General features: G+C 50.0%; 13 protein-coding genes. All 13 read right to left on the bottom strand.

Features of this window, described 5'->3' with window-relative positions:
- Complete coding sequence (locus tag H6G89_RS02515; protein WP_190503686.1) at positions 1-645, bottom strand: class I SAM-dependent methyltransferase; 645 nt, start codon at positions 643-645, stop codon at positions 1-3.
- Positions 646-730: 85 nt separating this feature from the next.
- Positions 731-1,192, bottom strand: a complete 462-nt coding sequence (locus H6G89_RS02510; protein WP_190503685.1) for an ArsC/Spx/MgsR family protein — start codon at positions 1,190-1,192, stop codon at positions 731-733.
- A gap of 31 nt (positions 1,193-1,223) precedes the next feature.
- On the bottom strand, positions 1,224-1,862 hold the full coding sequence (locus H6G89_RS02505) for a cupin (RefSeq protein WP_190503684.1): 639 nt from the start codon (positions 1,860-1,862) through the stop codon (positions 1,224-1,226).
- On the bottom strand, positions 1,846-2,340 hold the full coding sequence (locus H6G89_RS02500; RefSeq protein ID WP_190503683.1) for a hypothetical protein: 495 nt from the start codon (positions 2,338-2,340) through the stop codon (positions 1,846-1,848). The genes H6G89_RS02505 and H6G89_RS02500 overlap by 17 nt, the downstream gene beginning before the upstream one ends.
- Positions 2,341-2,362: 22 nt before the next feature.
- Entirely contained in the window at positions 2,363-2,566 is a 204-nt protein-coding gene (gene nifT / locus H6G89_RS02495) for a putative nitrogen fixation protein NifT (RefSeq protein WP_190503682.1), read from the bottom strand.
- A gap of 61 nt (positions 2,567-2,627) precedes the next feature.
- Positions 2,628-2,885 (bottom strand): nitrogen fixation protein NifZ, encoded by a 258-nt coding sequence (locus tag H6G89_RS02490; protein ID WP_190503681.1) that lies wholly within the window; start codon positions 2,883-2,885, stop codon positions 2,628-2,630.
- A complete protein-coding gene (gene nifV / locus H6G89_RS02485) occupies positions 2,875-4,005 on the bottom strand; it encodes a homocitrate synthase (protein ID WP_190503680.1) in 1,131 nt (376 codons plus the stop codon). The genes H6G89_RS02490 and nifV overlap by 11 nt, the downstream gene beginning before the upstream one ends.
- A 107-nt stretch (positions 4,006-4,112) precedes the next feature.
- Positions 4,113-5,651, bottom strand: coding sequence for a nitrogenase molybdenum-iron protein subunit beta (gene nifK / locus H6G89_RS02480; RefSeq protein ID WP_190503679.1), 1,539 nt, complete (start codon positions 5,649-5,651; stop codon positions 4,113-4,115).
- A gap of 231 nt (positions 5,652-5,882) precedes the next feature.
- Entirely contained in the window at positions 5,883-7,394 is a 1,512-nt protein-coding gene (gene nifD / locus H6G89_RS02475; RefSeq protein WP_190503678.1) for a nitrogenase molybdenum-iron protein alpha chain, read from the bottom strand.
- Positions 7,395-7,534: 140 nt separating this feature from the next.
- Positions 7,535-8,431, bottom strand: coding sequence for a nitrogenase iron protein (gene nifH, locus H6G89_RS02470; protein ID WP_190503677.1), 897 nt, complete (start codon positions 8,429-8,431; stop codon positions 7,535-7,537).
- A 141-nt stretch (positions 8,432-8,572) separates the two neighbouring features.
- Positions 8,573-9,469 (bottom strand): Fe-S cluster assembly protein NifU, encoded by an 897-nt coding sequence (gene nifU / locus H6G89_RS02465; protein ID WP_190503676.1) that lies wholly within the window; start codon positions 9,467-9,469, stop codon positions 8,573-8,575.
- A 229-nt stretch (positions 9,470-9,698) separates the two neighbouring features.
- The gene (gene nifS / locus H6G89_RS02460; RefSeq protein ID WP_190503675.1) at positions 9,699-10,898 is read right to left on the bottom strand and encodes a cysteine desulfurase NifS; all 1,200 of its coding nucleotides are present in this window, start codon (positions 10,896-10,898) and stop codon (positions 9,699-9,701) included.
- Between the two features lie 49 nt (positions 10,899-10,947).
- On the bottom strand, positions 10,948-11,325 hold the full coding sequence (locus H6G89_RS02455) for a DUF362 domain-containing protein (protein ID WP_190503674.1): 378 nt from the start codon (positions 11,323-11,325) through the stop codon (positions 10,948-10,950).
- Between the last annotated feature and the right edge of the window lie 41 nt (positions 11,326-11,366).

The raw sequence follows: 11,366 nt of genomic DNA, 5'->3' as shown, positions 1-11,366 counted from the left end.
TTAGGGAGATTTGCGACGTGCCACGATGTGAAATAAATGCCAGTACTTGTCTTCATTGAGGGCAGTCTTGCCAGGATGTTCCTCTTCGTTTAACCACTCCACCTCAAACGATCGCAACAGATTTTCGACTTGCGATCGCGTGTGGTGCGTCATCGTGGGAATGGTTGCCCAGGAGTCGCGATCGCCAAACAACTGCCCACAAAAGCGTCCTCCCGGTTTTAATGCCGTTACGATGGTTTCCCACAGGGTTGCAAAGTGTTCAGGTGGGCAAAAGGGCAGGCAAAAACTGGCATTCATTAAATCCACACTGTGAGGTAGGGTGAGGGCTTCAAACCGTATCACCTGTGTTTCAAGATGAGTTAAATCGACATCGGGGCGATCACGAAGACGGGCGATCGCCTCTGCTTCTCCATCAATCCCCAACACACGCCACCCTCGCTGTAACAACTCAACCGTGTCTCGCCCATCCCCACACCCTAAATCGACGGCAAACCGAGGAGAGTCGGGAAACGGTTCGCTATCAAACTGCTCTAACGCCTTAATTAACGTGTCACGGGGAGGACGACCTGCCACAGCATTGTAGTAATCTGCCCATCGTTGGGATGACTGAAAGGGGCTACCAGAGGACGTTTGGAGGTCAGGCATAGGAGTTATTGGTTATTAATCTTTGGTTATTAGTCTATAGCCAGTCCAAATGAATTGCTGCCATGAGTTGTTAATGATTGACGGTTTAGGAATGCGAACAAGACGCTGAATGATGTTCGCTTAAAGTGCGGGGACAGGTTTCTAAATCCTGTTGTATAAGGTGTTGATGAGATACGTGTTTAAGAGTATAAACGGCACTTAAGCCAATCCATTGATCCACCTGTTCGGCGTTGAACCCCACGGTATAGCGATCGCCCACCTGCATTAACGGACGACGAATTAGAATCGGGTTCTGAATCATCAGAGTTAACGCTGTTTCCGCATCAAGCTGTTCAGGCACAATTTCCCCCGATTTGATTTGCGGAGCGGTGCGGTTAAACCACTCCGCCACGGGACGTTCGCCAAAGAAACAACGCAGGCGATCGCATGTCCAGGGTTCGATCAGCAAGTTGTGAATTTCTAAGGTGTGACCCGCTAATAGAAGGAGTGTTTTTTGTTTGGTGTTGTTCACGCAACCAGGCTTTTCGTAGAAGATGACGGTGGTCATGAGCGAATGGGGAGTAGGGAGTAGGGTGTGGCTAAAAGGGTTTGGCGGTATGGGTTGCGGGGTTGAACTCGAAGCGCGATCGCGGTTGGGTATCACCATAGAGATGAAAGGCAACGACGGGTTCATTGCCAATGGCTTTGACGCGATGAATTGCATCGGGAACAAAACTGATGATTTCTGTAGGACAGAGTGTTTTTAAGCCGACCAGTTCAATGCGATCGGGGGAGTCCAGGTCGCCTGTGCATCGCCAAAAGGTGTGCTCCTCTCGACCTTGCAAAACGGCAATTACTCCCCATGTACCGTGATTATGAATGGGTGAGCAAACACCGGGATTGGTGATGACTGTTTGAACGGTGAGCGGATAGCCAATTTCATCATAGAGCGTAAGGATGGCAACACCCGTTTTGGGGTCGGGATCGGCAAATTGCGATCGCACCCAGTAGGAGTTGGTAATCAACTGTCTGACGCGCATCCGAATTTGCGGCAAATAGTCCCACTCATCGGCAGGGTCAGAGACGCTATTGAGCATATCCACAATCTCGCTCAAGAACTGGTGAAGGTAGTAGCGATCGCGGATCAGATCCCACTCTCGGCTAGATGGACGCGGTTGACATTGCCCATCACTCGTAACCAACCAGTCCTGATTAATCGTGTTAGTTTGCCTCGTCATCGTCTTCTACCGATGGAGTTAGAATGTCTAGAATTAGCGTTGCTCCGAACTCATTTCTCAAATCAATCGCTTGAATTTGTGTGGCGATCGCTTTGGCTCGTTCAATCTCTCCCAGTTTTGCAAGCAGTAATCCTGATGCAGAGTAGGCGTTGAGATACAGCCGAATCACAGGATCTTCAATGCGATCGAGGAGAATCGGCTTTAACTGCATCCAATCTTGCGGGAGGCATTCTTGAGTTTGAATCAACTCAACTGTTTTGGATGCCACGACCAATGCCATGGGATTGTTGTTTCTATAGAAGTAATAGCGATAGGCTGCAACCAAAACCTCTAGATCATGCTCAGACTCAATTAATGCTTGCTCAATAAAGGCTTGCTCAATCAGAGGCTGAGATGGGGATGTTGTTTCCCATTGCGAGACGGCTTGCTCTAAGAGGTGTTGGATGTTTTCTGAAACAGACAACCAGGATACAACCATCGCTTTTTATTCTCTCCTCGCTTTAAGCTAAGCGTCTTGCTTCAATAGTTTGGGGCAACTTGAGAGGTTCTTCTAATTGGGGAATCTCTAGCTCCCAACCATTCGCCAGCGTAAAGATCTTGCCAACTTCTGTAGCTTCTTGTTTCACGACTTCTTCTTCTAAATCTTTCTTCGCCACATAGACTGTTAAATGCCCTAAAGAATTCTGACGTAACATCACTTTCATTACACTTGCTCCAATTCACTTTTTTGTCATGGCGTTAATAATGGGTGCCGAGCAAAATTCTCTACTCTGGCAATTCCAACTCTTTGCAACGACAACCGACGACATATCCCGTGTGCAAAAAATGGACAGCGTAGATATAAGACGATTGCAAAAATGTGCCAATGCTGACGACGTAACCTGTATCGCCTTTCTTCGCTAACGTTTCTCCAATGTCTTTCCCTGGAAATGTGCCGTCATTGCGAATCAACTTCTTGACTCTGACTTTTTGCCCAATTTCAAACTCAGGTGGAGAATCGATTTCAATGATGTCAGACTGCATCGGTCAGGCTCCTTTCACGTACGATGTTTAACAGTTCGTCAGTTGTTAAATTGCGTTTGAGTTGGGTCGATCGCTGCCGCACAGCACCTAAAACAATTTGCACGGCATCATTATCCAGTTGAATCCCACATTGTTGCAGGAGGTTTGCGACAAGGTGCCGCCCTGAATGTTTGCCTGCAACCAAACGGTGCTGTTGTCCTAATTCCTCTGGTGCAAAGGGTTGATAGGTAGCAGGATTTTTGAGAATGCCATCAGCATGAATCCCCGACTCATGCACAAAGGCGTTTTCACCGACGATCGCCTTCCAGGGGGGTAGTGTGCATCGGGATGCCTGAGCGACTAACCGCGACAACTCAATCAGGCGATCGGTTTGAATCCCCGATTTAATGCCATAGATTTGTTTGAGTGCCATGACGACTTCTTCCAGGGCTGCATTACCTGCGCGTTCGCCCAATCCATTCACTGTCGTATTCACGGAACTGGCTCCCGCTTTTACGCCAGCAAGAGCATTGGCAGTGGCGAGTCCCAGGTCGTTGTGCGTGTGCATTTCGATGGGGATGGTCAATGCCTCCACCAATTTGTTGACTTTTTTGTAAGTGCTAAATGGGTCAAGAATGCCAACGGTATCGCAAAACCGAAACCGGGAAGCACCCCACTCCTGAGCGTAGCCAGCGACATCCAACAGAAAACTTTCATCGGCTCTGGAGGAATCTTCGCCACCGACTGCGACAAATAGCCCCTGATCGCAAGCATAGGTGATGGTGTCGCGCAAGCGGTTGAGCATCTGCTGGCAATCCCCTCGAAATTTGGTTTCGATCTGGATTTCCGAGACGGGAATGGAAATGTGAACTCGTTGCAGACCGCATGACAGAGAGGCGTTGATGTCCGATATGGTGGCTCGATTCCAACCGAGCAATTCGGCTTTTAAGCCCAGATTGCGGATAGCAGTGATGGCTTGGATCTCCTCCTCCCCCATCGCTGGAATACCGACCTCTAGCTCATGCACCCCGATCGCGTCTAATAGTTGGGCGATCGCTACTTTTTCCTCTAGGGTAAAGGCAACACCTGCGGCCTGTTCGCCATCTCGTAACGTGGTGTCGTTAATTTGAATCGTGCTCATGGTCTTTCCCCAAACGTAGCCTGTTGGAATCATGGATGACCTTTCCCCGTCCCCTCTCCTGCCAGGAGAGGGGTGCCGTAGGTGGGGAGAGGTTCATTGCCCAGTGACTATCGAATCAAGTCGTAGGAAATATCTGTCTTGGCTGGAATGATCGTGTTGCGATCGAGTTCATCGAGCAACGTATTGACAATCCAGTTCAACAGGTTAATCGTGCCTTGATAGCCGTAGGTGCTATAGCGGTGCAGGTGGTGGCGATCGAAAATGGGATAGCCAATCCGCACGAGGGGAGTTTTGGTATCGCGCCACAGATATTTGCCGTAGGAGTTGCCGATGAGCAGATCTACGGGTTCTGTGAACAGGAGCGATCGCATGTGCCACAAATCTTTGCCACCCCAAATGGTCGCACCTGCTCCAAACGGACTGGAATCGAGCAGTGCTCGCAGTTCCGCTTCAAACACGTCGTTGCTGTTGGTGACAACAATGTGAACAGGTTCTGCACCAATTTCCAGCAGGAATTGCACTAAGCCAATCACCAGATCAGGATCACCATACAGAGCCACACGCTTGCCATGGAGCCACGCCTGGGAATCGGTGAGCGCATCCACCGCACGACCCCGCTCATCCTCCAATTCTTTTGGAATGGGTTTGCCAGTTAGGGCAGAGAGCTTGATCAGGAACTCATCAGTGCCACGAATGCCGACGGGACGCACAACAGAAGTGGGTTGCTTCCACTCTTTCTCGATGTATTCACGGGTTTTGGTCGTGGAATAAGCCTGGAAGGCGATCGTTGCTTCGGCGTTGATCGAGTTTGCGGCCTCTGCCAATGGAGTACCACCGGGATACATGTTGTATTCGCCTGTGTTAGGGGAATCCAGATACTCTGAGTTATCGGCTAACAGGGTGTAGTCTACGCCCACTAGAGACGCAATCCGCTTGATCTCACGTAGATTGCCAATGTAGGTTTCAAAGCCAGGAATGAAGTTGATCTTGCCGTTGGTGGTTTCCTGCTTCTTGCCTTCGGTCAGGTTGCTCAGGATACCCTTCATCATGTTGTCGTAACCCGTGATGTGAGAACCCACAAAACTGGGAGTATGAGCGAAGGGAACTGGCAATTCCTGGGGAATAAATTCCTCATCCTTTGAGGTTTTGATGAAGGCTTGTAGGTCATCCCCAATCACCTCTGCCATGCAAGTGGTACACACAGCAATCATGTCGGGCTTATAGAGGTTGTAGGCTGTTGAAAGCCCATCCTTCATGTTGTTGAGTCCACCAAACACCGCTGCATCTTCGGTCATGGATGAGGAGACAGCAGAGAAGGGTTCCTTAAAGTGACGGGTAAAGTGGCTACGGAAATACGCCACGCATCCTTGAGAGCCATGCACGAAGGGCAATGTCTTCTCAAAGCCAACAGCAGCCAGGATTGCACCCAGTGGTTGACAGGCTTTTGCTGGATTGACCGTGAGTGCTTCACGGGCAAAGTTTTTCTCACGATATTCCCAGGTCTTTGTCCATTCAGCCGTTTGAGCAACTAGGTCGGGGTCATGTCCCCCTTCAAATTGTTTTTTGGCAGCAAAGAGTTCTTGATACTCGTCCTGGTGAAATAATTCAGCGTGGTCTTTAATGCGGTTAATGTCGTTTTGAGCCATGATAGGTGTTCTCCTATGAAGTTGATGGGGAGAGACGCGATTAATCGTAATGGGAGGAGAGACGCGATTAATCGTAATGGGAGGAGAGACGCGATCAATCGTAATGGGAGGAGAGACGCGATCAATCGCGTCTGTACATCAATTGCGTCTGTACAAAGAGTGCCTGTAGGGTGCATTCGTAACGCACCATTTTGATGTATTTTGCGGTGCGTTACGCTTTGCTAACACACCCTACGGAGTGGCTTCTTCAGCTTTTTTCCAGGGAGCACCGATTAAGCTCCAGGTAGGGCTGTTGAGTGCCAGATCCATGTCACGCGCAAAGATGGCGAATCCGTCGTAACCGTGATAAGGACCGGAATAATCCCAGGAGTGCATCTGACGGAAGGGTAGTGCCATTTTCTGGAAGACATACTTCTCCTTGATGCCAGAGGCAACCAGATCAGGCTTCAACTCTTTGATAAACTCCTCAAACTCATAGGCGGATACGTCGTCGTAGATCAACGTGCCATTCTCGATGTAGTGAGTGGTGCGTTTGTAATCATCGTTATGACCAAACTCGTAGCCTGTACCGATGAGTTGCATCCCCAAATCATGGAAGGCAGGAACAACGTGGCGAGGACGCAGACCGCCTACCATCAGCGCAACGGTTTTGCCTGCTAAGCGAGGACGATATTTCTCGATGACGGCTTGAGTTTGCGCTTCGTATTTGGCAATCACCGCTTCGGCATTGGCCTGGATAGTTTCGTCAAATTTAGAAGCAATTTCACGCAGGGATGCGGCAATTTGGGTAGGACCGAAGAAGTTGTACTCCAACCAGGGAATCCCATACGCCTCTTCCATATGGCGAGAGATATAGTTCATTGAGCGGTAGCAGTGAACCAGATTCAACTTCACGGAAGGCGTGTTGATCATCTCGTGGAGGGTGCCATCTCCTGACCACTGAGCTACAACGCGCAAGCCAATTTCCTCTAAGAGAATCCGGCTTGACCACGCATCTCCACCGATGTTGTAGTCACCGATGATGGCAACATCGTAGGGAGTTCCTTCGGGCAGCGTTCCGGCTTTCTTTTGCTTGTCGTATTGAGGGAATACCCAGTCTCGCACGGTGTCATTGGCGATGTGGTGTCCGAGCGATTGGGACACGCCCCGGAAGCCTTCGCAACGGACGGGGACGACTGTTTTGCCGATTTCTTTGGCGGACTTTTTGGCAACTGCTTCAATGTCATCTCCAATCAACCCAATGGGACACTCTGATTGAATGGATACACCGCGATTGAGCGGAAACAGTTCATCCAGTTCAGTGATTAATTTGGCAAGTTTTTTGTCACCGCCAAATACGATATCTCGTTCCTGAAAGTCAGAGGTGAATTGCATTGTGCCGAAGGAGTCAATGCCTGTGGTGCCGATGTAGTAGTTACGACGACCTGACCAGGAATAGTAACCGCAACCGACAGGACCATGACTGATGTGGATCATGTCTTTGATCGGTCCCCAAACCACACCCTTTGATCCGGCATAAGCGCAACCACGGGTGGTCATGGAACCAGGAACAGACTTGATATTGGATTTAACGCCGCAATCCGATTTGCCTTCTTCGTAGACGTTTAGATGTTTTTCCCGTTTTTTCTTCGCTTTATCGGGATAGACTTCCAAAACTTCTTTGATCAATTCTTTTTTGTCGGCAACGGTGAGTTCATCTGGAGGGGCGATCGCATCAAGAGTAGCGGATTCGGGAGGTGTCATATTCTGCCTCTCTGGGTATTTAAGGATGGGGTAGGGGTAAGGGAATCGGGAGTGGGGAGTTAGTTGTAGGATGGGTTAGCGGCGCGTAACGCATCGTTGATGGTGATGCGTTACGGCTTTACCAACGCATCCTACGAAAATTAAGCAACGCCAGCGGGTGCTTTTGTGCCTTGCTGGATAGCTTTTTGGTACTCTTCTTCGCCGCCCAGAATACCGAATTCAACCAACAGATCTTCCAGTTCGTCCATTGAGATTGGCGTTGGGATGGCGAGATTCTTGTTGTCGATGATCTTCTTGGCGAGTGTGCGGTACTCTTCAGCCTGTTGGCTATCAGGAGCGTACTCAATCACCGTCATCCGACGTAATTCTGCGTGTTGAACGATGTTGTCGCGAGGAACAAAGTGAAGCAATTGAGTGTTGAGACGCTTCGCCAGCGTTTCGATTAGTTCGAGTTCCCGGTCAACCTTACGGCTGTTGCAAATCAAACCGCCCAAACGCACACCACCGGAGTGAGCATACTTGAGAACGCCTCGTGCAATGTTGTTGGCAGCATACATTGCCATCATTTCACCGGAGGTAACGATGTAGATTTCTTGAGCTTTGCCTTCGCGGATTGGCATCGCAAAACCACCGCAAACAACGTCACCCAATACGTCGTAGGAAACGAAATCGAGGTCTTCGTAAGCTCCATTTTCTTCTAAGAAGTTGATGGCGGTGATGATGCCTCGTCCGGCACAACCGACACCGGGTTCAGGACCACCCGACTCAACGCAACGCACGTCGCGATAGCCCGTCAACAGCACTTCTTCGAGTTCCAGATCTTCAACTGCACCCCGTTCTGCTGCTAAGTGCAGAATGGTAGTTTGGGCTTTGCTGTGCAGCATCAAGCGAGTGGAGTCGGCTTTGGGGTCACAACCGACGATCATGACGCGCTGACCCAGTTCAGCCATACCTGCAATTGTGTTTTGCGATGTGGTGGATTTACCAATACCGCCTTTGCCGTAGAACGCAATCTGTCTAATTTGTTCGTCAGTCATGGGTTTCTCCTTGTGAGATGGTGAAAGAGTTATGTGGTCAAGGGTGAATGCTCAGCATTGTGTCGTGCTGATTGAACAGGTTGGGCGCGATCGCTGTAGGGGGCGATCGCCCAACCGGAAAACGTTGAAATAACAAAGGTTTCATGAAACGGCTTCAACCACGAGATTGGGTAGAACACGTTCGCGTAACCGGGCTTCGATCGCAATTTTGAGGGTGGCAGTGCTGCTCTCGCAGGAGCCACATGCCCCTTTGAGCAAGACCTGGACGCGATCGCCATCTACGTCATAGAGTTCGACATCGCCGCCATCTGCCATCAGCACAGGGCGCACTTCCTCAGACAGGACTTGTTGAATCAGAGTAATCTTCTGAACGTTTGTCAGAGCACGCGGTTGAGTGGTTTCTTGAGCGATCGCAATCTCTGCGGCTAATTTGGCGGGCATTGCGGCTCTCTCTTCTGCGACTGCTGCCAGAATGTCTTCGATATCCACCAGGCAGGAACCGCACCCGCCCCCCGCTTTGACGTAGTTTGTCACTTGCTCGACGGTGGTTAAATTGTTCTCAATAACAACTCGACGGATACGATTGTCACTTACTCCAAAACATGTACAAACTAACGCGCCTTCGTCTTCTTCGTGGACTTCAACTTCAATCCCACGATACTTAAAAATGGCCGCTTCCAAAGCTTCCTGTCCCATAACGGAACAGTGCATTTTTGCTTCGGGCAATCCGCCTAAGAAGTTAGCAATATCGTGGTTGCTGATATTCAACGCCTCATCCAGCGTCAGCCCTTTGATTAACTCGGTTAATGCCGACGAAGACGCGATCGCACTGGTGCAGCCAAAGGTTTGAAAGCGAGAATCGAGAATGCGATCGCTCTCGATCTCAATTTTGAGATGCAGTCTTAATGCGTCACCACAGGCAATACTACCGACTTCGCCGTAGACAATGGCAATGCCCGGTTCGTCTGTATCTGCGATCGCCCCTTGGTTTTGGGGATTGTAGAAGTGTTCTAAAACTTTCTCAGTGTAGTCCCACATGGCAGGTTTCCTAGAAGAGGGAAGAAGGAAGAAGGAAAAAAGAAGAAGGAAGAGAGAAGAGAGAAGAAGAAAGGATAAACGATGAAGGATAAAGGATAAAAAAGAAGATGGAAGAAGAAAGCAGGGTGAAGGAGTGCGAGGGTGAATAAGTAGAGGGCAAATGAATAGAAGGGTGAACAGTCCCTATGCAGCAGTCTCCCACTCCCTACTCCCTACTCCCCACTCCCTACTACTGGCTGCTCACTAATGAGCGTTCTTGTAGCCAGTCGGCTTCATCACTGTTAAAGGGAGAGAGCGATCGCAGGTGAGACACAATGCCGGGGAGGACTTCGAGGACGCGATCGATCTCGGCTTCGGTGGTGAAGCGGGAGAGGCTAAAGCGGATGGAACCATGCAGAATGGTGTACGGCAGACCCATTGCCCGCAGGACGTGAGAAGGTTCCAGAGAACCGGAGGTGCAGGCAGATCCGGAGGAGGCACAAATACCGTGTTGGTCGAGCCAGAGGAGAATGGCTTCACCTTCGATGTACTTGAAGCCGATGTTGGTCGTGTTAGGCAGGCGTTGAGTTGGATGTCCGTTGACTTCGCAATTGGGAATGGTGGCAAGAATGCCCTGCTCCAGGCGATCGCGCAGGCGTTGTTCCCGTCCTAAATAGCTGACTTCAAAGTTAGCAATTTCCGCTGCTTTGCCCAGCCCGATAATGCCGGGAACGTTTTCGGTGCCGGCTCTGCGTCCTCGCTCCTGGTGTCCGCCGATGAGGAACGGACGGAAGCGGAACCCGCGCCGCACATACAAGGCACCAACGCCTTTGGGGGCGTGCAGTTTATGCCCGGAGATTGTCATCAAATCAACGGTGCTGGTTTTCATGTTGAGAGGCAATTTTCCAGCGACCTGCACAGCATCCACATGGAATGTGGCTCCGTATTCCTTGGCGATCGCCCCAATCTGCTCAATCGGGAACACCACACCCGTTTCGTTGTTGGCATACATGGTTGTCACCAACGCCGTGTTGCCGGTGATAGCGGCTTCTAGCTCCATCAGATCCACCATGCCCTGGCGATCGACGGACAGATAGGTGACGGTATATCCCTGCTTTTCCAGTTGCTTACAGACGTTCAATACACAGGGATGTTCTACCTGAGTGGTGATAATGTGGCGGCGATCGGGTTGGGCTGCGAGGGCTGCACGAATGGCGGTGTTATTGCCTTCTGTGCCACAACTGGTGAAGATAATTTCACTGGAATCCGTTGCGCCAAACAACGACGCAACATGTTCGCGAGCTTCTTTAATGGCTTTGCTGACCTGTCCGCCAAAGGTATGCATGGATGACGGATTACCATAATATTCGCTCAGATAAGGAAGCATTGCTTCAACAACAGCGAGATCTACTTTTGTTGTGGCGTTGTTGTCCAGATAGATTGTGTTCATGCGGAAGATCTCCAAGGATCGGGAGCAAATTTAGAGAAGGTCGAAAGTGTTAGTGGGTGTTCAGTTGTAGTAACTTTCTTGAATGAGAAGTTGAACTAGACTGAGACAAAATTTGGGTTGTGAGTCGTTGGGAATAAAGCTCAAACCACCAATTCCAGTAAGCGACATCACGAGTCCGATCTAACCGGGCAATGCGAGTGTTGTAAGTGTCAAACCACTGTTCCCAATAGTTTGTAGGACTCATGACACAAGCCCGATTAGTTGGACAGGCAGCCACGCATTGAGGAACGCTATACGATCCAATGCAGTGATTACAAAGAGTCGCATCAATCCAAACAGATGTTGCACTCAACTGAACGGCATGTGTTGGACAGGCAGAATAGCAGCGATCGCAACCGATACATTGATCTGTGATGGTGTAGGTCATGGCTTTATCCCCGCTTTATTCCCAAGTGAGAAAACTCAGCA

The organism is Oscillatoria sp. FACHB-1407 (assembly GCF_014697545.1).
Lineage (GTDB): Bacteria > Cyanobacteriota > Cyanobacteriia > Elainellales > Elainellaceae > FACHB-1407.
Note: the sequence above shows the minus strand (reverse complement) of the source record. Positions and strands in the feature narration are given on the sequence as shown.

Excerpts from the sequence above, each read along its gene's own strand:
- H6G89_RS02455 (WP_190503674.1), bottom strand. The coding sequence starts at position 11,325 with ATGACCTACACCATCACAGATCAATGTATCGGTTGCGATCGCTGCTAT.
- H6G89_RS02515 (WP_190503686.1), bottom strand. The coding sequence starts at position 645 with ATGCCTGACCTCCAAACGTCCTCTGGTAGCCCCTTTCAGTCATCCCAA.
- nifV (WP_190503680.1), bottom strand. The coding sequence starts at position 4,005 with ATGAGCACGATTCAAATTAACGACACCACGTTACGAGATGGCGAACAG.
- nifS (WP_190503675.1), bottom strand. The coding sequence starts at position 10,898 with ATGAACACAATCTATCTGGACAACAACGCCACAACAAAAGTAGATCTC.
- nifT (WP_190503682.1), bottom strand. The coding sequence starts at position 2,566 with ATGAAAGTGATGTTACGTCAGAATTCTTTAGGGCATTTAACAGTCTAT.
- nifK (WP_190503679.1), bottom strand. The coding sequence starts at position 5,651 with ATGGCTCAAAACGACATTAACCGCATTAAAGACCACGCTGAATTATTT.
- H6G89_RS02500 (WP_190503683.1), bottom strand. The coding sequence starts at position 2,340 with ATGGTTGTATCCTGGTTGTCTGTTTCAGAAAACATCCAACACCTCTTA.
- H6G89_RS02510 (WP_190503685.1), bottom strand. The coding sequence starts at position 1,192 with ATGACCACCGTCATCTTCTACGAAAAGCCTGGTTGCGTGAACAACACC.
- H6G89_RS02505 (WP_190503684.1), bottom strand. The coding sequence starts at position 1,862 with ATGACGAGGCAAACTAACACGATTAATCAGGACTGGTTGGTTACGAGT.
- nifH (WP_190503677.1), bottom strand. The coding sequence starts at position 8,431 with ATGACTGACGAACAAATTAGACAGATTGCGTTCTACGGCAAAGGCGGT.
- H6G89_RS02490 (WP_190503681.1), bottom strand. The coding sequence starts at position 2,885 with ATGCAGTCTGACATCATTGAAATCGATTCTCCACCTGAGTTTGAAATT.
- nifU (WP_190503676.1), bottom strand. The coding sequence starts at position 9,469 with ATGTGGGACTACACTGAGAAAGTTTTAGAACACTTCTACAATCCCCAA.
- nifD (WP_190503678.1), bottom strand. The coding sequence starts at position 7,394 with ATGACACCTCCCGAATCCGCTACTCTTGATGCGATCGCCCCTCCAGAT.